21 protein-coding genes are annotated in these 21,200 nt (G+C 63.7%); 13 read left to right on the top strand and 8 right to left on the bottom strand.

Annotated elements, in window-relative coordinates; translation table 11 throughout:
• Window positions 1–27 precede the first annotated feature (27 nt).
• The 6 genes from BV95_RS18340 to BV95_RS18315 all read left to right on the top strand — a co-directional run bounded on the left by BV95_RS18340 (window position 28) and on the right by BV95_RS18315 (window position 6,880).
• Window positions 28–1,122, top strand: a complete 1,095-nt coding sequence (locus tag BV95_RS18340; RefSeq protein WP_037455443.1) for a CaiB/BaiF CoA transferase family protein — start codon at window positions 28–30, stop codon at window positions 1,120–1,122.
• Window positions 1,100–1,864, top strand: a complete 765-nt coding sequence (locus tag BV95_RS18335; protein ID WP_037455439.1) for an enoyl-CoA hydratase — start codon at window positions 1,100–1,102, stop codon at window positions 1,862–1,864. The genes BV95_RS18340 and BV95_RS18335 overlap by 23 nt, the downstream gene beginning before the upstream one ends.
• A 105-nt stretch (window positions 1,865–1,969) precedes the next feature.
• The gene (locus tag BV95_RS18330; RefSeq protein ID WP_037455437.1) at window positions 1,970–2,821 is read left to right on the top strand and encodes a fumarylacetoacetate hydrolase family protein; all 852 of its coding nucleotides are present in this window, start codon (window positions 1,970–1,972) and stop codon (window positions 2,819–2,821) included.
• On the top strand, window positions 2,818–4,854 hold the full coding sequence (locus BV95_RS18325) for an acetoacetate--CoA ligase (RefSeq protein WP_037455434.1): 2,037 nt from the start codon (window positions 2,818–2,820) through the stop codon (window positions 4,852–4,854). Before BV95_RS18330 ends, BV95_RS18325 begins: the two co-directional genes overlap by 4 nt.
• 48 nt (window positions 4,855–4,902) lie before the next feature.
• Window positions 4,903–6,075, top strand: a complete 1,173-nt coding sequence (locus tag BV95_RS18320; protein WP_037455432.1) for an acetyl-CoA C-acetyltransferase — start codon at window positions 4,903–4,905, stop codon at window positions 6,073–6,075.
• A gap of 7 nt (window positions 6,076–6,082) precedes the next feature.
• Entirely contained in the window at window positions 6,083–6,880 is a 798-nt protein-coding gene (locus BV95_RS18315; protein WP_037455429.1) for a crotonase/enoyl-CoA hydratase family protein, read from the top strand.
• A gap of 111 nt (window positions 6,881–6,991) precedes the next feature.
• On the opposite strand, the gene BV95_RS18310 is transcribed toward BV95_RS18315, so the two are convergent.
• The 5 genes from BV95_RS18310 to BV95_RS18290 form a co-directional block, all read right to left on the bottom strand.
• Window positions 6,992–7,327: a hypothetical protein gene (locus tag BV95_RS18310; protein ID WP_037455427.1), complete on the bottom strand. Its 336-nt coding sequence runs from the start codon at window positions 7,325–7,327 to the stop codon at window positions 6,992–6,994.
• A gap of 18 nt (window positions 7,328–7,345) precedes the next feature.
• A complete protein-coding gene (locus BV95_RS18305) occupies window positions 7,346–8,101 on the bottom strand; it encodes an SDR family NAD(P)-dependent oxidoreductase (RefSeq protein WP_037455489.1) in 756 nt (251 codons plus the stop codon).
• Between the two features lie 157 nt (window positions 8,102–8,258).
• Window positions 8,259–8,627: an EthD domain-containing protein gene (locus tag BV95_RS18300; RefSeq protein WP_037455424.1), complete on the bottom strand. Its 369-nt coding sequence runs from the start codon at window positions 8,625–8,627 to the stop codon at window positions 8,259–8,261.
• Between the two features lie 40 nt (window positions 8,628–8,667).
• Window positions 8,668–9,453 (bottom strand): SDR family NAD(P)-dependent oxidoreductase, encoded by a 786-nt coding sequence (locus BV95_RS18295; RefSeq protein WP_037455422.1) that lies wholly within the window; start codon window positions 9,451–9,453, stop codon window positions 8,668–8,670.
• A gap of 5 nt (window positions 9,454–9,458) precedes the next feature.
• Complete coding sequence (locus BV95_RS18290) at window positions 9,459–10,622, bottom strand: acyl-CoA dehydrogenase family protein (RefSeq protein ID WP_037455419.1); 1,164 nt, start codon at window positions 10,620–10,622, stop codon at window positions 9,459–9,461.
• A gap of 98 nt (window positions 10,623–10,720) precedes the next feature.
• Between BV95_RS18290 and BV95_RS18285 the strand changes: the two genes are divergently transcribed.
• From BV95_RS18285 to BV95_RS18270, 4 genes are all read left to right on the top strand, one after another.
• Window positions 10,721–11,500, top strand: coding sequence for an enoyl-CoA hydratase-related protein (locus BV95_RS18285; RefSeq protein WP_037455486.1), 780 nt, complete (start codon window positions 10,721–10,723; stop codon window positions 11,498–11,500).
• Window positions 11,501–11,510: 10 nt separating this feature from the next.
• A complete protein-coding gene (locus BV95_RS18280; protein WP_037455416.1) occupies window positions 11,511–12,254 on the top strand; it encodes a TetR/AcrR family transcriptional regulator in 744 nt (247 codons plus the stop codon).
• A gap of 87 nt (window positions 12,255–12,341) precedes the next feature.
• The gene (locus BV95_RS18275) at window positions 12,342–13,238 is read left to right on the top strand and encodes an SDR family oxidoreductase (protein WP_037455414.1); all 897 of its coding nucleotides are present in this window, start codon (window positions 12,342–12,344) and stop codon (window positions 13,236–13,238) included.
• Window positions 13,235–14,056, top strand: coding sequence for an enoyl-CoA hydratase/isomerase family protein (locus tag BV95_RS18270; protein ID WP_037455413.1), 822 nt, complete (start codon window positions 13,235–13,237; stop codon window positions 14,054–14,056). Before BV95_RS18275 ends, BV95_RS18270 begins: the two co-directional genes overlap by 4 nt.
• A 101-nt stretch (window positions 14,057–14,157) precedes the next feature.
• On the opposite strand, the gene BV95_RS18265 is transcribed toward BV95_RS18270, so the two are convergent.
• Window positions 14,158–14,745, bottom strand: coding sequence for a TetR/AcrR family transcriptional regulator (locus tag BV95_RS18265; protein WP_051749876.1), 588 nt, complete (start codon window positions 14,743–14,745; stop codon window positions 14,158–14,160).
• A 305-nt stretch (window positions 14,746–15,050) separates the two neighbouring features.
• On the opposite strand from BV95_RS18265, the gene BV95_RS18260 reads away from it, so the two are divergent.
• The 3 genes from BV95_RS18260 to BV95_RS18250 all read left to right on the top strand — a co-directional run bounded on the left by BV95_RS18260 (window position 15,051) and on the right by BV95_RS18250 (window position 19,635).
• Window positions 15,051–17,276 carry a TonB-dependent receptor gene (locus BV95_RS18260; RefSeq protein ID WP_214442615.1) on the top strand — a complete coding sequence of 742 codons (2,226 nt, stop codon included), beginning with the start codon at window positions 15,051–15,053 and terminating at the stop codon, window positions 17,274–17,276.
• Window positions 17,277–17,356: 80 nt separating this feature from the next.
• Entirely contained in the window at window positions 17,357–18,958 is a 1,602-nt protein-coding gene (locus BV95_RS18255) for a tannase/feruloyl esterase family alpha/beta hydrolase (protein ID WP_169804673.1), read from the top strand.
• Window positions 18,959–19,011: 53 nt separating this feature from the next.
• Window positions 19,012–19,635 (top strand): peptidylprolyl isomerase, encoded by a 624-nt coding sequence (locus BV95_RS18250; protein ID WP_037455474.1) that lies wholly within the window; start codon window positions 19,012–19,014, stop codon window positions 19,633–19,635.
• Window positions 19,636–19,821: 186 nt separating this feature from the next.
• On the opposite strand, the gene BV95_RS18245 is transcribed toward BV95_RS18250, so the two are convergent.
• Window positions 19,822–21,006, bottom strand: a complete 1,185-nt coding sequence (locus BV95_RS18245) for an acetyl-CoA C-acyltransferase (protein ID WP_037455471.1) — start codon at window positions 21,004–21,006, stop codon at window positions 19,822–19,824.
• Between the two features lie 2 nt (window positions 21,007–21,008).
• Window positions 21,009–21,200 (bottom strand): DsbA family protein (locus tag BV95_RS18240; RefSeq protein ID WP_037455409.1); only part of this gene is annotated, 192 nt, incomplete at its 5' end.

The following is a 21,200-nucleotide window of genomic DNA, read 5'->3' as shown; positions in this document are numbered from 1 at the left end:
ACAGCATCACCGAAGGAAGGAACGTTCATGGCAGGCCCGCTCTCCGGCTATCGCATCATAGAGATGGGGGGCATCGGGCCGGGACCGTTCGCAGCCATGATGCTGGCCGATCACGGGGCGGAGGTCATAAGGATCGATCGCCCCGGCACGATCTGGGATCCGGGCGACACGATGCTGCGTTCGCGCAAACGCCTGATCCTCAACCTCAAGAATCCGGACGATGTCGCCGCGCTGCGCGAACTGGCGAAGACCGCCGACGCGCTGATAGAGGGATTTCGTCCCGGCACGATGGAGCGCCTGGGTCTGGCCCCCGAAGCGCTGCTGGCCGACAACCCCCGGCTCGTCTACGGGCGGATGACCGGCTGGGGCCAGACCGGGCCATATGCCCCCTATGCCGGGCATGACCTGAACTATATCTCCCTGTCCGGCGCGGCCCATTCCATCGGCACGGCCGCCGCGCCCGTTCCTCCGCTCGCATTGACCGGGGACATGGGCGGCGGGGGCATGATGCTTGCCTTCTCCATCACGGCGGCATTGCTCAATGCGGCCCGGACGGGGGAAGGGCAAGTCATCGATTGCGCGATGACGGAGGGGTCGGCTCTGCTGATGACGGCCTTCTACGGTCTTCACGCGACCGGCGGGTGGAGCGATGAGCGCGAGGCGAATCTGCTGGACGGCGGCGCGCCCTATTACCGCCCATACCGCACGGCCGATGGGAAATTCGTCAGCATCGGTCCGCTGGAGCCGCAATTTTATCGCGAACTGCTCGAACGGCTCGGCCTCGTCGATGACGAGCTATTTGCCGATCAGGATGATCGCGCCCGCTGGCCCGCCATGCGGGAGCGGCTCGACGCCATTTTCGCCGGGCGGACGCAGGCCGAATGGCGGTCCGCGCTGGAACATACGGATGTGTGCTTCGCGCCGGTGCTGTCGATGGCCGAAGCGCCGGATCATCCGCACAATGTCGCTCGTGGCGCCTTCGTCCGGCTGGAGGGCATCAACCAGCCCGCCCCGGCGCCGCGCTATTCCCGCAGCCTGCTGAACCATCCGGTGCCCCCACGCGATGTTTCGATCGCCGAACTGATGGAGGACGGGCGAGATGCAGACCGTCGAAATAGATAGGCCGTCGCCCGAAATCGCGGTGGTGCGTCTCAATCGCCCGGCGGCGATGAACGCGCTGTCGATGAGGATGCGGCAGGAGTTCGTGCAATGCATGGCGGATGCCGAGGCTGATCCCGACTGCCGTATCGTCATCCTGACAGGCGCGGGCAAGGCGTTCTGCGCCGGGCTGGACCTGGCTGAACTGGGGGAGAACGCCGAAGCCCTGCTGCCCATGGGGGCGGACGATCCCGTGGCGGCGGTGGAGTGCTTTTCCGGTCCCGTCATCGCGGCGATCAACGGAGCGGCAGTGACGGGTGGGTTCGAACTCGTGCTGGCCTGCGACGTGCTGATCGCCAGCGAGCGCGCCCGTTTCGCGGATACGCATGCTCAGGTCGGCGTCATGCCGGGGTGGGGCCTGTCGCAGCGGCTCAGCAGGGCCGTCGGCGTCTATCGCGCCAAGGAGATGTCGCTGACCGGACGTTTCGTTAATGCGCTGGAGGCGGAAAGATGGGGACTGGTCAATCGCGTGGTTGCACCGGACGATCTTCTGCCATCGGCCCTGGAGCTGGCGAAGATGATGCTGGCCGCCGCTCCGGGCATGTTGGCGCGTTACAAGAATCTGATCACGCAGGGCTTCGGCGATACGCTGGCCTCTGCGCTGGCGGAGGAGAAAAGGCGGGCCGACGATTTCAACCATGGCGTTGAAAGCGATGCGATCGCGGGACGGCGGGATGCCGTGCAGGCCCGCGGGCGCGGCGGTTGATCCCACTTCCCCGATGGAATGAGAATTTGACGCTTGATACTATTCAAGTGATCAGTAAATTGAGGACGGTCGGATCGGAAGGACCGATTTCGCCGGGAGGATAAGATGAAGCTGGCACGTTACCGGAAAGACGGACAAACGGCGATCGGACTGGTCGAGGGGGACGCCGTCACCCGTCTGTCGGGTCGCATCGACGGGATCGGCGAAGACATGATCGCCCTGATCACGCAGTGGGACGCGCTGCGCGCCCGCATCGAGGGGGTGGCCGGCGGTCGCGATGTCGGCCTGCCGGATGTGGAACTGCTCGCTCCCATAAGCCGTCCGGGGAAGATCTGGGGCATCGGTCTCAACTATGCCGACCATGTCGCGGAAGCCGCCATGGAAACGCCCAGCCACCAAAGCTGGTTTGTGATGGCGCAGACCACGGTGGCCGGTCCCTTCCAGCCGATCGAGCGGCCCAGGGCTTCGGGCGCGCTGGATTATGAGGCGGAGATGGTGTTCGTGATCGGCAAGGGCGGCCGCCATATTTCCGAGGAGGACGCCCCTAACCATATCTTCGGCTATTGCGTCGGCAATGACGTCAGCGTCCGCGATTTTCAGTTTCATTCCGGTCAATTCTCCATCGGGAAATCCTTCGACACCCATGCGCCCTTCGGCCCATGGATCGTGACGCCCGATGAGATCGACGCGAAGAACCTGCCCATCCGCAGTTTCGTCAATGGCGAGAAAAGGCAGGAATCGAACACGCGGCACCTGATCTACGACCCGGCCAAGCAGATCGCCTATCTCAGCCAGGCGATGACGCTGGAACCGGGTGACGTCTTCTTCACCGGAACCCCCGGCGGCGTTGGCGCGGCGATGAAGCCGCCCCAATTCCTGGCGCCGGGCGACAGGGTTCGCGTGGAGATAGACGGCATCGGCTTCATCGAAAATATCGTCGTCGAGGAAGCGGCGTGAGCGTGGAAGCGATTGCGGCCTCCGTCGAGGAAGGCCAGTTGCTGTGGGAGCCGTCCCGCGCCTTCGCCGACGCGGCGCAGATCACCCATTATCTGGAATGGCTGGACCGGACGCATGGCCTGTCTTTCGCCGATTATGACGGGCTATGGCGCTGGTCGGTTTCGGACCGGGACGCCTTTTGGCGGTCGATCTGGGACTATTTCGACGTCCGGTCGGACAGCGGGATAGAAGAGGTCGTCAGCCCCGGCCCGATGGAGGGCGCGCGCTGGTTCGCGGGCACCCAGGTCAATTACGCCGAACATCTCCTGCGCCATGAAGCCGTCGCTGCGCCGGGCGAAACGGCGCTCTGTCATTCGACGGAAATCCGCCCCGTCGCGCAGATGAGCTGGCAGGAACTGGGCGGCAAGGTCCGCATCCTGGCGACCCGGCTGCGCGCCATGGGCGTCGTGCCCGGCGACCGCATCGTTTCCTACATGCCCAATGTGCCGGAAACCGTGATCGCGATGATGGCCACTGTCGCCATCGGCGCGACATGGTCCTCCGCCGCGCCGGAATTCGGCGTGAAGACCGTGGTGGAGCGGTTCGGCCAGATCGCGCCCAGGATCGTCTTCGCGGCGGACGGCTATACTTTCGGCGGCCGCCCCTTCGACCGGCGGGGCGAAGTCGCCGCCATCCTGTCCGAACTGCCGAGCGTGGAGGCCGTCGTCTGGCTGCCCTATCTGGGCCTGCCGGTTCCGGAGACGGAACTGCCGCTCTTCCCGTTCGAGGATATGCTGGCGGGTCCGGCCGTGTCGCGGGAGGAATTCACCTATGCCCGCGTTGCGCCCGACCATCCGCTCTGGGTGCTCTTCTCCTCCGGGACCACTGGCCTGCCCAAGGCCATCGTGCACGGTCATCAGGGCATGGTGGCCGAACATCTGAAGGTCATGACGCTTCACTGCAATCTTGGCCCCGGCAAGCGGATGTTCTTCTATACGACGACCGGCTGGATGATGTGGAACGCTGTCGTTTCCGCCCTGATCACGGGCGCGTCGGCGGTGCTTTACGACGGCAGCCCTGTCCATGGCGGCATCGACATGCTGTGGCGCATGGCGTCCGACACGCGCACCACCCTGTTCGGCGCAAGCCCGACGCTGGTGCAGAGCATGCGGAAGGCGGGCGTCCGCCCCGGCGATCTTTATGACCTGTCGGCGCTGGACTCCGTCCTTGTCGGCGGTGCGCCGTCGACGCCCGAAACCTTCCAGTGGTTCTACGAAAATGTGCGCGAAGACCTGTGGGTGACATCGCAATCCGGCGGGACGGAGGTCTGCACCGGCCTTGTCACCGGATTGCCGACGCTGCCGGTCCATGCGGCGGAAATCCAATGCCGTTGCCTCGGCATAGACGTCCACGCCTGGGACGAGGATGGGCGAGAGGTCATCGATGAAGTGGGCGAACTGGTCGTCACTGGCCCCATGCCCTCCGCCCCCTTGTTCTTCTGGGGCGACAAGGATGGCGAGCGCTATCATGAAAGCTATTACGCCACCTATCCGGGCATATGGCGGCATGGCGATCTCGCCAAGTTTACCGCGCGCGGCGGCGCTTATATCTATGGCCGGTCGGACTCCACGCTGAACCGCTTCGGCGTGCGCATCGGCACGGCGGAAATATATGGCGTGGCGGAAAAGGTGCCGGGCGTGCTGGACAGCCTAGTCATCTGTTGCGAGGTGCCGGGCGGCGGCTTCTACATGCCGATGTTCGTGGCGCTGGAACCCGGCAGACTGCTGGACGACGCATTGAAGGCGGAACTGGCGGCACGGCTGCGGGAAGACGCCAGCCCCAGGCATGTGCCGGACGAAATCCACCAGGCGCCCGCCATTCCCTACACGCTCACCGGCAAGAAGATGGAGCTGCCGATCCGGCGGCTTATCATGGGCCATCCGGTGGAGAAGGTCGTCAGCCGCGACGCCATGGCCGATCCTGCGCTGCTCGACTGGTATCTGGACTTCGCCAATCGCGACGACGTGGCGGCGCGCCGAACGCAGGTCGCCTGATCCTTCCACCCATATTCCCTGTTTCCACCCTCTCAAAAGGACCATTTCATGGCAGAAGCCTATATTGTCGATGCAATCCGCACGGCCGGCGGCCGTCGCAACGGCAAGCTTTCAACCTGGCACCCCAATGATCTGGCCGCGGAGGTTCTGAACGGCCTGCTGGACAGGACGGGCATAGACCCCGCCGCTGTCGAGGATGTGATCATGGGCTGCGTCACCCAGGGCGGCGAGCAGTCGACCGCGCTCGGCCGCAACGCCGTGCTGGCCTCGCGCCTGCCGCAGACGGTTCCGGCCGTGACCATCGACCGCCAGTGCGGATCGTCGCAGCAGGCGATCCAGTTCGCCGCCCAGGCGGTCCTGTCGGGCACGCAGGATGTGGTCATCGCGTCGGGCGTGGAGATTATGAGCCGCGTCCCCATGTATTCCAGCGTCAACCTCTACGCGCAGGCGGGCATGGGCACCGGGCCGTGGAGCAAGCGGGTGCTGGATCGCTATTCCGTCCCCGAATTCAGCCAGTTCAAGGGCGCGCAGATGATCGCGGACAAGCATGGCTTTTCCCGCGCGCAAATGGATGAATATGCGCTGGAAAGCCACCGCCGCGCCGCCGCCGCCGTCGAAGCGGGCGCGTTCGACGCGGAAATCCTGCCCGTTCCGGTCGATACGCCGGACGGCCCGGCGCTCCACCGGGTCGATGAGGGCGTCCGTTTCGACGCTTCGATAGAGGCGATTGGGTCAGTCAAGACGCTGGAGGAAGGCGGTTCGATCACCGCCGCCAACGCCAGCCAGATTTGCGACGGCGCGTCGGGCGTGCTGATCGTCAACGAAAAGGCGCTGAAGGCGCACGGGCTGACGCCGCTGGCCCGCATCCATAATCTGACCGTCACCGCCGGCGATCCGGTCATCATGCTGGAAGAGCCGCTGGAGGCGACCCGCCGCGCCCTTTCACGCGCAGGCCTGACCATCGGCGACATCGACCTTTATGAAGTGAATGAGGCGTTCGCGTCCGTGCCGCTCGCCTGGCTGAAGGCTGTCGGTGCCGATCCGGCGAAGCTGAACGTCAATGGCGGCGCCATCGCGCTCGGCCATCCGCTCGGCGCTTCGGGGACGAAGCTGATGGCGACGCTTATCCACGCCTTGCGCGCAAGGGGCGGCCGCTATGGCCTGCAGACCATGTGCGAGGGCGGCGGCGTCGCCAATGTGACCATCGTCGAACGGCTCTGACCGGGCCATGGCCGACGTCCGCATCTTCAGGGATCGGGTCACTCTCCGCCTCGACAAGGGGGTCGCGGACGTCCGGCTGGCGCGTCCGGAGCAATTGAACGCGCTGGACGGCCCCATGTTCGATGCGCTGGCGGAGGCGATTGCCGCAATCCCCAATTCAGGCGCGCATGCGGTGGTTCTGTCGGGGGAGGGGCGCGGCTTCTGCGCCGGGCTGGACAAGGCGATGTTCGCGCAGATGCAGGCCGGGGAGCGCCCCAGCGGCATCCCCACCGATCTTGCAGAGCGGACGCATGGCGACGCCAACCTGCCGCAGCATGTCGCCACGGGATGGCGGTCGCTGGACGTGCCGGTGATCGCCGCCGTCCATGGCGTCGCCTTTGGCGGCGGTTTGCAGATTGCGCTGGGGGCGGACATCCGCATCGTCGCGCCCGATGCGCGGCTTGGACTGTTCGAAATGCGTTGGGGGCTGGTGCCCGACATGGGGGCCATGGCGCTGCTGCCTGCCCTGATGCGCGACGACGATCTGCGCGATGTCCTCTATACGGGGCGAGAGTTCGATGGACAGGAGGCGAGGGCGATGGGCATCGCGACGCGCCTCTCGCCTGATCCGCTTGCGGCCGCGCTGGACATGGCGGGCGCCATCGCCCGGTCCAGCCCCGCCGCGATGCGCGCCGCCAAGCGCCTGGTTAATCTAGGCTCCGGCTCCATCGCCGCCATTCTGAAAGCGGAGTCGGAAGAGCAGCAGAAGCTCATAGGCGGCCCGGATCAGCGCGATGCGATAGCGGCGCTGCTTGCAAGGCGTTAAGTTGAATCATGTTCCTGCGTAGGCAGGAACCCAGTCCAGACGTCGGAACTAGGCTCCTGCCTTCGCAGGAGCACGTGGGCATATAGCGCTCAAATCAAGCTTTAGGACGGATCAGTCCATTTGCACGAAGGTCGGTTCGAAGAAGCTCGCTTTGTCTATCGTGTCCGAGAAGGAATATTCCTTCACCGCCGCGAGCGCTGCCCCGGCATTGGCGGCGAAATCCTCATAATCGTCGGTCTCGAAAGAATAGAGCGAGCAATATTGCCATTCGCTGTCGCGGGCGAAGTCATAATGTTTGGGAACATCGGCAATGCGATACCGCCCGTGATGGACCAGACCTGGGATCGTCTTGTAGGCGGGGACGGCGATTGTGTCGTACCAATGATGATATTCCGCTTCCCGGCCCTCGATCGGATTGGTGAAGGCCAGAATGATGTAGCGCGCCATGCGTCGGGTTCCTCTTGCTTAAATGCCCAGACCGCCGTCGACATGATAAAGGCCGCCGGTCACGTAACTTGCCTCGTCTCCGAAGAGCCAGGCCACCATATTGGCCACCTCGGCAGGAGAGCCGACCCGGCCGAGGGGCAGGGCGACATTGTCGAATATCCCCTCATCCTCGCCCGCCGGGATCTGCCGGGTGGCGCGGAAGGCGGGCGTGTCGGTCAGGCCGGGGGCGATGGCGTTGACGCGGATATTATCGACGCCAAGCTCGACGGCGGCGGTCTTCGCGAGCGCGACGAGGGCCAGCTTCGAAGCGGCGTAGATGCCCAGGCCGGGGGAAGGGCGAACGCCGCCCACCGACGCCGTGATCACGATGGACCCGCCGCCTTGCCGCCGCATTTCCGGAACGACCGCCCCGATCATCAGGACGGCGCTGCGGACGTTGACGGAAAATACGCGGTCGAAATTCGCGGCGCTCGCCCCGGCTATGGGGCCTGGTTCACCGATGATGCCGGCATTGCTGTGGAGAAGGTCGATCCTGCCGAATGCCGACAGGGCGGCCTGCGTGGCGCGCTCGACATCGGCGGCGTCGGAAATGTCCGCGACGATGGCCGTCGCCCGCGACCCGATCTCGCCCGCCAGCTTTTCGGCGGCGTCGCCGTCCATGTCTACGATGCAGACCTTTGCCCCGGCGGAGATCAGGCGGCGTGTGCTCGCCTCGCCTATGCCGCTGGCGCCGCCGGTTACGATGGCGACCTTGTCCTCAAGCCCAAAGCTCATATCCTTCTCCCCATATTTTTCGCAGCGGGCCGCGTTGCCGGACGGCATTCCGATAAAATGGGCGGCCTTGTCCGCTCTTCCCATTTACCGGACGCAGATTTATAACTGATCATATGATCAGTGGTGGACAGTGTCAATCGCTGGACGCCGGTTGCTTTCAGCCCACGACCGTTATTTCGCGGGACAGGAAGCCGCTCATTTTGCTCATGTCGCAAAATTCCGCTTCATCGGCGGCGAGCGCGGCGTTGGCGGCCTGGCCTTCGGGAGTCGACAGGGCAGCGATCATCGCCTCATGCGATTCCCACCACACTTCCGCAATGCCGTCCGGCGGGGACAGCCATCCGCGTCCGGCCAGGGCATTGTCCAGCAATTCATCCTTGATCCCGTGCGTCTGGACATAGCGGACGATGTTGAGCGTGGGCGCCAGCCGCCTCATCAGTTCGGCATGACCCTCGCGCCACCGTTCGGTGAACTGTTCGGGTGTCAGGTCCGGTCTCCGCCAGACGGTCGCGACGAATTTGATCATGGGAATTCCTCTCCGGTTGTAGATATTATGTTGGGTTGCATCATTGGGCCGTCGCCTCGCCGCCGCTGACGGGCAGGGTGACGCCGGTCAGGTGCGCCCCGGCGCGGGCCGCCAGATAGATGGCAGCAGCGGCGATATCCTCGCTTCGTCCCGCGCGGTTCCCCAGCGGCAGGTCCGGCGGCGGTTCATGCAGGGGGTGCGAGGGATCGAATATGAAATCCGTCATGGGCGTTTCGAACAGGCCGGGCGCGATGGCGTTGACGGAAATATGCTCCGCCGCCAGTCGTCGGGCGAGATGGCGGGTCAGCATGATCAGCCCCGCCTTGCTGGCGGAATAGGAATAGCTCTCCCTTTCGGGCGGCCGCAAGCCGTCGATCGAACTGACGTTGATGATCCGCGCCGGATCGCTTTCCCGCGCCGCCGCACGAAGTTGGGGAAGCAGCGCCTGTATCAGGAAGAAGGGAGCCGTCAGGTTCAGGCCCAGAACCTTCTCAAAACCCTTTGAAGGAAAATCATCCAGCGGCGCTCCCCAGGACGTCCCGGCATTGTTGACAAGGATGTGGAGTTCGCTTTCCCGCGCCGCGATGGCAGATGTCAGCGCGGCCCGATCCTCCTCCGACGAAATGTCGCAGGCGATGGGAATGCAGGGACCAAGAACATCCAGCCGTTCCGCAAGCGCTTCAAGAGGCTGCATCTTGCGCCCGCAAATATAGACGCGGGCGCCCGACCGGATGAACCCTTCCGCGATCATCGCGCCCAGACCGGAGGAGGCGCCGGTCACCAGCGCCACCTTGCCGTCCAGCCTGAAGAGCGTTTCGACGTCCATGCCCGTCAGAGTGTGCGCGCGATGAGCAGCTTCATGATTTCATTGGTGCCGCCATAGATGCGGTTGATGCGGGCATCCTTGAATGCCTGGGCAATGGGATATTCGCTCATATAGCCATAGCCGCCATGAAGCTGGAGGCACCCGTCGACCACTTCCCACAGCGCGTCCGACACCCAATATTTCGCCATCGACGCCGTCGCACTGTCCAGCTCTCCCTTGATGTGGAGGGATACGCAATGGTTCACGAAGACTTTGGCGATGGTGGCCTGCGTCTTATATTCGGCCAGCTTGAACTGCGTGTTCTGGAAGTCGATGACCGCCTTGCCGAAGGCCTTGCGCTCACGCACATAGTCCACGGTGATGCGTAGGATATATTCCATCGCGGCCGCAGCCTGCACCGCCAGGATCAGCCGTTCCTGCGGCAGTTTCTCCATGAGCTGGAAGAAACCCTTTCCTTCCTCCGGACCCAGCAGGTTCGATGTGGGCACCCGCACATCGTTGAAGAAAAGCTCCGAAGTGTCGGCGCAGTCGCGCCCGATCTTGTCCAAATTCCGGCCGCGCTCGAAACCCTGCGCGTCATCCGTTTCGACCATGACGATGGAAATGCCCTTCGCGCCCAGCGCCGGATCGGTCTTGGCGACCACCGCGACCAGATTGGCGTTCTGGCCGTTGGTGATGAAGGTCTTCGATCCGTTGATCGTATATTGATTGCCTTCCTTTTTCGCCGTGGTCTTGACGCCCTGAAGGTCGGACCCCGCGCCCGGCTCCGTCATCGCGATGGCGGTGATATATTCCCCCGACGCGATCTTCGGCAGCCAGCGCTGCTTTTGCTCCTCAGTGCCGTAGGTTTCGATATAGGGGGCGACGATGGCGTTGTGCAGGGTGACGTCCCACCCCTCTATGCCGCGTCGGCCGATCTGCTCCATCAATATGACCTCGTGGCGGAAATCCCCGCCGACGCCGCCATATTCGGTCGAGGTGGACAGGCCCAGCAGCCCGGCCTCCGCCGCCTTTTCCCAGAAGCTGCGGGGAACGATGCCCTCTTCGCGCCAGGACTGGACGGTTTCGGGGGAGGCGTGGGTGTCCAGGAAGCGGGCCACGCTGTCCTCGAACATCTCGAATTCGCTGTCGGCCAGGAAGTCGGGCTTGGGAATGGAGAGCGGCGTCATGAAATCCTCTCGCGATGCGGCGCCAATTGCGCCTCGTGACGATCCGTGCCATATGGAAAAATGAAACATGTTTCAATAAAATTGATGAAAGCGCAGCGATGAATCTGATCGACTATGCCTGCCGCGACGATGTCGCCACGCTCACCCTGAACGATCCGAAGACGCTGAACGCCCTGTCGGCCGACATGGTCGAACAGTTGATGGCGGCGCTGGACCGCGCCGAGCGGGAGGCGAGGGCGGTGATCCTGACGGGCAGCGGCCGGGGCTTTTGCTCCGGCGCCAACCTGTCGGGCGGCGATGTCGATCCGGCGGCGGAGGGTTATGATGCGGGCCTGCTGCTGGAGACGCATTATAATCCGCTGATCCTGAGGATGCGCGACCTGAAGCTGCCCATCGTCGCCGCCGTCAACGGAGTTGCGGCGGGCATAGGATTTTCCATGGCGTTGGTCAGCGATCATGTCATCGCGGCGGAATCGGCCTATTTCTACCAGGCGTTCCGGCATATCGGCCTGGTTCCGGACGGCGGGTCGGCCTATCTGCTGGTCCGCGCCATCGGGCGGCTGCGCGCCGCGAAGATGATGATGGCGGGTGAACGCGTGTCGTCCGCCGACGCGCTGGCCGCCGGTCTCGTCAATTCGGTCAGCGCTGGTGATGCTTTGCTTTCGGACGCTTTCGCCTTCGCGACCGGGCTGGCGACCGGGCCGACCGTCGCCCTGCATCTGATCAAGCGCCTGTCATGGGAAAGCGACGGCCTGGATTTCGAGCAGGCGTTGCGATTGGAAAGGCAATTTCAATTCGAGGCTGGACGCACGGCCGATCATAGGGAAGGGGTGGCGGCGTTTCTGGCGAAGCGGACGCCCGGCTTTATCGGCGCCTGATGGGGAAGGCATGAAGGATTCGGAACTCTATGCGGTCGCGGGCATGTCGAGCAGCAGCCCGGCGATGTTCGAGCGCCGCCGGCGGATATTGACCGAAGCCAGCAAGCTGATCGGGCGCGGCCAGGTCGACGGCTTCAGCGTCAGGGAACTGTGCGAGCGGGCGGGCGTCGCGCCGAACACCCTCTACAACGCCTTCGGCAACAAGGAAAATGTGATCGCGCTGGCGATTTCCCAATATTTTGAGGATTTCCACCGCAATGTGACCTTCCGGCACGCGCCGCACAGTTTCGACGGCGTGCTGGAGCGGGAATTCGCGACGATCGTGCGGAACCTGTCCATTCCCGCCTATGTCCGGGCCGTCGCCGCGCTTTATTTTTCGCCTTCTTCTCCGTCGAACCTGCGTGCCGCGCTCGTGTCCATCGCCGGGCGGCCGTACCTGCCATGGCTCGGCGAGCTGCGGGCGTCGCGGCAATTGGAGAAAAATGTCGACCTCAGCCGCGTGGCCGTCAATCTCGCGGCTTTGTCCTACGCGCATGTGCAGGAATGGCAGGCGGAAAATCTGGACGACGACGCCTATGTGACGACGCGCATGGATGCGGTGCTCTCTTATCTGGGAGGCGTCACGAAGGGCGATGCGAGGAAGGCTGTGCGGGCGCTTTACATGGATCTGCACGGGTCGCGAACGATGATCGACGCGCAGGTCGCCAGTGCGCGAGAACTGCTGAAAAGTTCGAGCAGCTTCAGAAAAAAATAAGAACATGTTGCAGAAAATGGCCCTGCGACATATAGGGCCTGCCCATGGGCGGCGGCATGATCCGCCGCCGCGCGGGAGGGAATCTGCATGCGCCTCGAAGACCTCATGTTTCGCACCGACCTTCTGTCCGGCCACAGCATCGTGGTCACCGGCGGGGGAACCGGGCTGGGGAAGGAGATGGCGGAAGCGCTCCTCATCCTGGGCGCCAGGGTGGCCATCGCCGGTCGCCGGGAAGATGTTCTGCGCGAGACGGCGGACAGTCTGATGGCTGTCCATGGCGGCGAAGTGTTGCCGGTCGCGTGCGACATTCGCGACGCCGATTCCATCGCGCAGATGGCGGATCAGGTCTGGGAAGCGTTCGGCAGCCCGACCGGCCTCATCAACAACGCCGCCGGAAATTTCATCAGCCGCACCGAAGACCTTTCTCCACGCGGTTTCGACGCCATCGCGAACATCGTCTTCCGGGGATCGTTCCTGACGACCCTGGAATTCGGCAAGCGCTGGATCGCCGGGGGGCATTCCGCGTCCGTGGTATCCATCGTGACCACCTGGGTCTGGAACGGCAGCCCCTTCGTGGTCCCCTCGGCCATGTCCAAGGCCGGGGTCGCGTCGATGACGCAGTCGCTGGCCGTCGAATGGGGCGGAAAGGGCATACGCTTCAACGCCATCGCGCCGGGGCCTTTCCCGACCGAGGGGATGACGAAGCGCCTGCGGCCGAACGAGGGCGACGACGCCTATGCCGACATGAGCGGCAATCCAATGGGCAGGGTAGGGCGGATGCCGGAACTCGCCAATCTGGCAGCGTTCCTGCTGCATCCCGGCGCTGAATATATCAATGGCCAGGTCATCGCCATCGACGGCGGCGATTATCAGGCGACGGGCGGCAATTTCTCCGCGCTGCGCTCATGGTCGGACGAGCAATGGTCGCAGGCGCGCCAGTCCATCAAGGCGACGACCGGATCGGAAAAGGGAGCGCGGTCATGACGAATTCCACTTCACCCCTCATCGTCGAGGAACGGGGAGCCGCGCTCCACGTCACGCTCAACCGGCCGGAGCGGCTGAACGCGATGGACCCGGTTCTGGTCACGGAATTGCGCGATCTTTTCACCAGTCTCTATTGGCGTCACGACTTGCGCGCAGTGGTCCTGACCGGCGCCGGGCGGGGCTTTTGCGCCGGTCTCGACATCGTGGACGCGGATCGCGCCGCCGGGAACGACGTGGGCGAAGTGCTCATCGCCCAACGGCGCATCAGCGAAATCGTCATCGCCATGCGGCGCTGCCCCCAGCCGATCGTCGCCCTTATCAATGGTCCGGCCAGCGGCGGCGGCTTCGCGCTCGCGCTGGCGGCGGACATCCGGGTGGCGACGCCCGCGCTGAAAATGAACGCCGCCTTCATCCGGCTCGGCCTTAGCGCATGCGACATCGGCGTCAGCTATTTCCTGCCCCGCATGGTCGGCAGTTCCGTGGCGGCGGACTATATGCTCACCGGGCGCTCTTTCGATACGGACGCGGCGCTCAGGCATGGGCTGGTGAGCCGGATCGTGGAACAGGAAGATCTGGCCGCGACTGGCGATGAAATATTGGACAGCCTGTTGCATGCGACCCCATTGGGGCTGCGCCTCACCAAGGAAGCTCTGAACTTCGCGATTGATGCGCCCGGCCTGGAAGCCGCCGTGGCGATGGAGGATCGTAACCAGGCGCTGACCGCCCAGGGGCCGGATTTCGCCGAAGGAATTGCGGCGTTCCGCGAAAAGCGGAAACCGAAATTCGCGGGGTCAAGGCGAGCGTTTGCCACAGAATGAATTGTCGAATTGCCGGCCATTTTATCCGTCATGCTGAAACAGGTTCGGCATGACGGGTTTGGGGCCAGCCGGGATCGAACAGATCAATACGGCAGGGTATGTTATTGAGCGGTTTTCGCCAATATGGCTTCGATACGGCCCGCCATGGCGGGGTCTTCGTTCGCCATCATGTCGGCGGCGCTGCGCATATAGGCGTAGACGATGAAGGCGTGGGCGCGGGCCGACGCTTCGTCATGGCCGATTTCGATGTAAAGGCGGCTGATATAGCGCAGGCGCAGGTCGTCAATCTCGTCGATCGCGGCGCGGGCGCGGCTGTCTTTGCGCCCCCATTGGCGGATCGCCTCCTCGATATGCGCGCCGTGCGGCGATCTGGCGCGGAACGGTAGCTGGAGCAGACGGATCAACCGGTCCTTCGGCACGGTGCCGGTTCGCTCGATTCGATCGATCACGGCCAGCGTCGCTTGCCGCCGCCAGTCGTTCAACATCGCCTCCAGCAGCGCGTCGCGATCCTTGAAATGCCAGTAGAAGCTGCCTTTGGTCACGTTCAGCCTCTTGGAAAGCAGTTCGACCCGAACGCCGTCTATGCCGCTCTCCGCCAGTTGATCGGCGGCCGCGCTCACCCATGCGGACGCGTCCAGCCTGTCTTCCTTCTTCTTTCCGCGCGGCTTGGGTTGGGAAACTGTTTCCATCCGCCCGATCTATCGGAGCAGCGGGCATGTGCAAGCCAAATCATCACCCAGCGATCACGTCAAATCATCCATATCAATACCAGAACGTATGCCGATGAAAGGCCGCCTCCCCGGAATGCGCTCCGTTCCACTTGCTTTATATGGGGGAAAATCGATCCATCCAGACCGGCGATATGATAATACAATACCAAACCGTATTGACATGACCATGCCGTTGCGCCAGCGTCGGATGGAAAGGTCGTCACCGTCGGAAATGCCGATGGGATGGCTGGCGAATGAAAAGGGGAAGGGCAGCGATGCGCAGTGTGAAGAGAAAAATGAGATATGGCGGCGGCCTTCTGACCGGCGTAGCGATCAGCCTGATCGTCTCCCCCGCCTGGTCTCAGGATGCGGGGCAGGGCGTCAAGGCGGACGAAGGCGGGCTGGGCGAGATCGTCGTGACCGCCACGAAGCGCCCCGAAAAGGCGAGGGATGTCCCCATCAGCATCACCGCGCTTGACTCGGCCCAGCTCAAGAAGCGGGCCGTCACCAATGTGGCCGATGTCGTCACCGCCATTCCGGGCGTCGCGATGGACGAAAGCGGGCAGGCGCGAAGCACGCCCATCATTCGCGGCATCGCGTCCAACACGCGGAATGCCGGTGTGGAATCCGGCGTGTCGGTCTATGTCGATGGCGTCTATACCGGCCGTCCGGAAACCTTCAACCAGGCGTTGGAAGACGCCACCGCCATCGAAGTGCTGCAAGGCCCGCAGGGCACGCTATTCGGCAAGAATTCGATTGCGGGCGCTATCAGCGTCACCACGGCGGACCCCGCATTCAACTGGTCCGGATCGGTCAAGGGGCGGATCGGCAATCTTTCCGACCGGCAGATCGGCGGCACCGTCAACGCGCCGATCATCGACGACACCGTGGCGCTTCGGCTGAGCGGTTTCTACAATGACCGCGACGGCTTCGTAAAGAATCTGAACGGCGGCCCCGATCAGGGGTCGAAGACGGAATATGGCTTCCGGGGCAAGATGCTGCTCAAGGGATCAGACAATTTCAAGGCCGTCCTCGCCTTCGACTATAGCCGGGAAAAGGACGATTATTATTACGGCGAAAACCGGTCCGGCACGGCGTCGAACCGCCCCAATCCCAAGCCCGTCACTGCGCCCGGTCCCTTCACCGTCAATGTCGATCCGGGCATATTCTACCGCCAGCTCTGGGGTTCCTCGCTCACGCTCAATTATGAACCGGCGGATGGGTATGAGGTCACGTCGATCACCGCCTATCGTCACAATAAATTTTATGCGCAGGACGATCAGGACTGGGAACCCGCCGACCTCATCGCGGTGGACTTCCGCGACAGCCAGTCGCAATTTTCCCAGGAAATCCGCCTGAAATCGCCGGATGACAAGCCGTTCCGCTATGTGGCTGGCGTCTATTATTTCTCGCAGGATTCCGACACCAACCATACCGGCATATTGGGGCGCGATTTCGCGGTCCCCGGCCTGGTCGCACCCGGCGAGCGTAAATATATCGCGCCGCTCGGTTCCGTGGCGACCCGCAGCTATGCCGCCTATATCGACGCGAGCTATGCGATCACCCGCCGCCTGACGTTCCTGGCCGGTCTTCGCGTGACGCATGAAACCAAGCGCGTCAATTTCCAGGTGATCACCGACGCGGCGGCGCAGCCGCTCTTCTACGCGATCCCGCTCCAGGCGGATACCCAGAAGCAGACGGACCTCTCGCCGACGGCGGGCCTTCGCTATGCGATCACCGACACGGCCAACGTCTATTTCCGCTATGCGCGCGGTTATAAGTCGGGCGGCTGGAACATCGATTTCGCAAGCCGTTCGGCGGCGGGCGCCCCGACCATCCAGTCGCTCCGTTTCAAGCCGGAGACGCTGGACAATTTCGAGATCGGCCTGAAGGGCGATTTCTTCAACCGCCACTTGCGCACCAACGTCTCGGCCTACGTCATGAAATATGATGACCTGCAAGTGACGCAGTTCTTCGGTTTCAACGGCGGCGCCATCACCAGCAACGCGGCGAAGGCGACCATCAAGGGTGTTGTCGGCGATGCCAGCCTGCTGCTGACCCGTGGTCTGACCATCGGGGGCAATGTCGGCTATAACGACGCCCAATATGATAATTATGCAGGCGCGTCTTCCGGCGGCGCCAATGCCGACGGAAACAGGCTCCCCGGCCCGAAATGGACGGCCGCTGGCAATGTCGACTATAATCTCAGCCTCGGCGACTTCGGATCGCTCGATTTCTGGGGTGAAGTCTCCTATCGCGGCGGACAATATACCGACCCGCTCAATCTGGAACGGCTGAAGATACCCGGCCGCACCATCGTCAACGCCAGCGTGACGCTGACGCCCGCCGACGATCGCTGGTCGGCCAGCCTGTGGGCGCGTAATCTGTTCGACAAGACCTATATCGCGCAATTGTATAACGACACTTTCGCGTTCCGGGGAACGACCGACGAAATCGTCAGCTATGCCCTTCCGCGCACATGGGGACTGACGGTCGGATATAAATTCTGATGTCGGGCCGCGGGCGGCCGCCTGAAGCCGGTGACGGCAGGCGCGTTCGACCCGCGGCGCATTTCATGCAAAGGGAAACCATGTCGCGCTTCTTTTCCATCGGGGCTTCCCTTGCGCTGCTCCTGGGCCTCTGCCTGCCGTCGGCGCAGGCGTCCGAACCGGCGGCGGGATGCGAGAGGCTCCAGTCCCTCCACCCCGCCAACGGCGCAGAGCTGACCGCCGCCGCGATCGAGGATCGGGGCGACGAGCGCGGCCCGCGATGCGTGGTGCGCGGCCGGATCGTCACCTCCCCCCGGTCGACGATCAATTTCCGCGTCGATCTGCCTGCCACCGCGACGTGGAGCGGCGATCTCACCTTCATTGGCGGCGGCGGCTTCGATGGCCTCGTCCCCACGGAGGAGCGCTACTGGAAGCAGATTCTTCTGTTCCTGGGCCGTGATGGACCGCTTTTGTGGACGTCGGCGGTGATATCCTCCGACTCCGGCGATCAGGGGAAGGGCGCGGCCCCGTCGCATGATTTCAGTTGGGCGCTGGACAATCCGGACGCCATCGCGAACCATGCGGCGGAGGCCAATCACCTCGTTCTGGGCGCCGCAGCCGACATCGTGCGCGACTATTATGGCAAGCCTGCGCGCCATCGCTATATGGTGGGGCATTCGAACGGCGGGCGGGCCGGGATCATGGCCGCGCAGCGATATCCGCTGGACTATGACGGCATATTGTCCTTCGCGCCCGCGATCAGCCAGCAGGCCTTCGCCACGAACCTCGTTCCCTTCTACCAATATGTCTATGCATCGCCCGATCATTGGGTCAGTCCGGAACAGACGGTCCTGTACGAGCGCGCCCAGCTTGCCGCCTGCGACACGCTCGACGGGCTGGCCGACGGGGTGATCAGCCGTCCGTCGGCATGCCGCTACGACCCCGCACCCCTGATCTGCGCGCCCGGCGTGCCCGCCGGTCCGACCTGCTTGAGCGAGGGGCAGGCCGAAAGCATCCGCCGTGTCTTCGCGGACAAATATGTCGACGTTCCGCTGGCGAACGGCATGATCGGCTATCCGGCATGGGGCCGGGGGGCCGAAAGCGCCGAATTCAAATATATATTCGGGTCCAGCTTCGTCGCCCGCGACGGCACGGATTTCGTTTTTGCCGACAATATCGTCCGCTACGGCATCGTCGGTGATCCCAATGCCAGCATCATGACCCACGATCCGGTCAAATATCGCGACCGCTACCTTGCCCTGTCCACGCAGATTGACGCCACCGATCCCGACCTGTCGGCATTCGCGGCGCGCGGCGGCAAGCTGATCGTCTGGTACGGCACTTCGGACGACTGCGTTTCCTTCGCGCAGTTCGCCAGATATTATGAGTCCGTCAAATCCAGATTGGGAAACCGCATGAACGGCTTCGCGCGCTTCTATGTTTCCCCCGCGCTGACCCATCTCAACAGGGGACCCGGCGCGAACCGGTTCGATCTTCTCCGGACTCTCCATGGCTGGGTGGACAAGGATGCGTCGCCCGGTCCGGTCGTTGCGACACGCGCCGCCGATGCCAATGCAGGGCTTCCCGCCATCGCGAGACCCCTTTGCCTTTACGGCCATTACCCCCGATATAAGGGACGCGGCGATCCGGCCAGGGCGGAGAGTTTCGAATGCGCGCCGGACACGCCGGAAGCAAAGCCATGAGCAGCGGCATGACGCGCAGATGCAGGGCGATGATTTTCCCTGCCTGCGCCCTCATGACGATGTCGTCGCTGCCAGCGGCCCTGCCTGCGAAAGCGCCTGCATCGAAAAGCCAATGCGCCTATCCGTCGGTGCGGCTGGTGACTGACCTCGGCGCCATTTCGATAGCGGTCGACCGGCGGCATGCTCCCGGATCGGCGCAGGCTTTTCTCGACCATGTCGAGAGCGGCGCTTTCACGCGGCACGGCAGTTTCTACCGCACCGTCCGGAAAAACGACAATGATCGCGGCAAGCCCGAAATCGACGTCATCCAGGGCGGATGGCTTGACGCCCCCGCGTCGATACCGGCGATCGAACATGAATCCACGACGCAGACAGGGCTGACGCACCGGGATGGCGCGGTCTCGCTCGCCCGATGGGCGCTGAACAGCGCGAACGGCACGGCCTTCTTCATTGCCATTGGCGACCAGCCGGCCTTGGACGCGGGCGGCGGCCGCGACGGCGGGGATGGCCAGGGGTTCGCGGTATTCGGCTATGTCGTGAAGGGCATGGACGTCGTGAAGCGCATTCACGCGCTCCCGACGTCGTCGACATCGGCCAATCCCTATATGAAGGGGCAGATGATCGATCGCCCTGTTCTGATCCACAAGGCGGTGGAAGAGTGCGGAAGATATCGATGATCGACGCCGCTGCTTTCCTAAAATCCTCCCCATCGATAGATGGGGAGGGTCGAAGAGAGGCAGGTGACTCTCTTCGACGGCCGGAGGCTGGTGGAGGGGAAATACGCAGGTCGTGCCCCATTCCCCTCCATCATGCTGCGCATGGTCCTCCTCCCCACGCTTCGCGTAGGGAGAAATCCACACGTCCTAGTTGATCTCAAAGAGACCAGCAGCGCCCATACCGCCGCCGACGCACATGGTGACCACCGCATAGCGGGCCTTGCGCCGCCGTCCCTCGATCAACGCATGGCCGACCATGCGCGCCCCGGTCATGCCATAGGGGTGGCCGATGGATATGCCGCCGCCATTGACGTTGATCAGTTCGGGATCGATGCCCAGAACGTCCCGGCAATGCAGCACCTGGCAGGCAAATGCCTCGTTCAGTTCCCACAGGCCGATGTCGTTGACGCTCAAGCCATGCTTGGCCAGCAGTTTCGGGACGGCGACGACCGGCCCGATGCCCATTTCCTCCGGAGCCACCCCGGCGACCGCCATGCCCCGATAGATGCCCAGCGGCTCAAGGCCGCGCTGCCGCGCCAGTCCGGCGTCCATGACGACGCAGGCCGACGATCCGTCGGACAACTGGCTGGCGTTGCCCGCCGTGATGAAGCCGCCCTCCAGCACGGTGGGCAGGGCGGCCAGCCCCTCCGCATTGGTGTCCGGACGATTGCCCTCGTCCTTCGAAAGCGTCACTTCCTCGAACCGGACTTCGCCGCTCTGCTTGTCGGTCACGGCCTTGGTCGCGGTCACGGCGATGATTTCATCGTCGAACCTTCCGGCTGCCTGGGCGGCTGCGGTCCGGCGCTGCGATTCCAGCGAATAGGCATCCTGCGCCTCACGCGAAATGCCGTAGCGCCGGGACACCAGTTCAGCCGTCTCCAGCATCGGCATATAGGCATGTTCAGCATGCGCCTTCACCTGCGGGTCCGCTTCCTGAAGCCCCCATTTGAACAGCGGCCCGTTCAGCGCGGAGATATTCTCCTGCCCACCGGCGACGACGATGTCCATGCCGTCGACCATCACCTGCTTCGCGGCGGTCGCAACGGCCATCAGTCCGGACGCGCACTGGCGATCCAGCGTCTGTCCCGCGATCGAATGGGGCAGGCCGGAGGCAAGCGCCGCAAGCCTGCCGATGTTGAGACCGGCCGTACCGGCGGCAAGGCAGGTTCCCAGGACCACGTCATCGATTTCGGCGGGGTCGATTTTGGCCCGGTCCACGGCGGCGCGAATGGAATGCGCCATGAGGGTGGGCGATTTCGTGGCGTTGAAGGCGCCCTTGAACGCGCGGCCGATCGGCGTGCGCGCAGTTGAAACGATGACGGCTTCGCGCATGGTCATGCCACTCCTCTATTCCGATTTTCCGTTTGTTGATCGAGATTGATGGCCTCTTCGACTTCCCAGAGCCTGTCCTTGCCGAAGTAGATATGATCATTGACGAAGAAGGTAGGCGACCCGAAGGCGCCGCGCTCGACGGCGGCATTGGTGTTGTCGATCAACTCCTGCTTGACCCCGGGATCGTTGACCAG

It is taken from the genome of Sphingobium chlorophenolicum (assembly GCF_000722875.1).
Taxonomy (GTDB): domain Bacteria; phylum Pseudomonadota; class Alphaproteobacteria; order Sphingomonadales; family Sphingomonadaceae; genus Sphingobium; species Sphingobium chlorophenolicum.
The sequence above is the reverse complement of the archived record's forward strand: the minus strand, read 5'-3'. Positions and strand labels throughout refer to the sequence as shown.

Excerpts from the sequence above, each read along its gene's own strand:
- BV95_RS18250 (WP_037455474.1), top strand. The coding sequence starts at position 19,012 with ATGACGATGTCGTCGCTGCCAGCGGCCCTGCCTGCGAAAGCGCCTGCA.
- BV95_RS18300 (WP_037455424.1), bottom strand. The coding sequence starts at position 8,627 with ATGATCAAATTCGTCGCGACCGTCTGGCGGAGACCGGACCTGACACCC.
- BV95_RS18255 (WP_169804673.1), top strand. The coding sequence starts at position 17,357 with ATGTCGCGCTTCTTTTCCATCGGGGCTTCCCTTGCGCTGCTCCTGGGC.
- BV95_RS18330 (WP_037455437.1), top strand. The coding sequence starts at position 1,970 with ATGAAGCTGGCACGTTACCGGAAAGACGGACAAACGGCGATCGGACTG.
- BV95_RS18275 (WP_037455414.1), top strand. The coding sequence starts at position 12,342 with ATGCGCCTCGAAGACCTCATGTTTCGCACCGACCTTCTGTCCGGCCAC.
- BV95_RS18315 (WP_037455429.1), top strand. The coding sequence starts at position 6,083 with ATGGCCGACGTCCGCATCTTCAGGGATCGGGTCACTCTCCGCCTCGAC.
- BV95_RS18285 (WP_037455486.1), top strand. The coding sequence starts at position 10,721 with ATGAATCTGATCGACTATGCCTGCCGCGACGATGTCGCCACGCTCACC.
- BV95_RS18290 (WP_037455419.1), bottom strand. The coding sequence starts at position 10,622 with ATGACGCCGCTCTCCATTCCCAAGCCCGACTTCCTGGCCGACAGCGAA.
- BV95_RS18305 (WP_037455489.1), bottom strand. The coding sequence starts at position 8,101 with ATGAGCTTTGGGCTTGAGGACAAGGTCGCCATCGTAACCGGCGGCGCC.
- BV95_RS18265 (WP_051749876.1), bottom strand. The coding sequence starts at position 14,745 with ATGGAAACAGTTTCCCAACCCAAGCCGCGCGGAAAGAAGAAGGAAGAC.
- BV95_RS18280 (WP_037455416.1), top strand. The coding sequence starts at position 11,511 with ATGAAGGATTCGGAACTCTATGCGGTCGCGGGCATGTCGAGCAGCAGC.
- BV95_RS18340 (WP_037455443.1), top strand. The coding sequence starts at position 28 with ATGGCAGGCCCGCTCTCCGGCTATCGCATCATAGAGATGGGGGGCATC.
- BV95_RS18270 (WP_037455413.1), top strand. The coding sequence starts at position 13,235 with ATGACGAATTCCACTTCACCCCTCATCGTCGAGGAACGGGGAGCCGCG.
- BV95_RS18295 (WP_037455422.1), bottom strand. The coding sequence starts at position 9,453 with ATGGACGTCGAAACGCTCTTCAGGCTGGACGGCAAGGTGGCGCTGGTG.
- BV95_RS18310 (WP_037455427.1), bottom strand. The coding sequence starts at position 7,327 with ATGGCGCGCTACATCATTCTGGCCTTCACCAATCCGATCGAGGGCCGG.
- BV95_RS18320 (WP_037455432.1), top strand. The coding sequence starts at position 4,903 with ATGGCAGAAGCCTATATTGTCGATGCAATCCGCACGGCCGGCGGCCGT.
- BV95_RS18335 (WP_037455439.1), top strand. The coding sequence starts at position 1,100 with ATGCAGACCGTCGAAATAGATAGGCCGTCGCCCGAAATCGCGGTGGTG.
- BV95_RS18245 (WP_037455471.1), bottom strand. The coding sequence starts at position 21,006 with ATGCGCGAAGCCGTCATCGTTTCAACTGCGCGCACGCCGATCGGCCGC.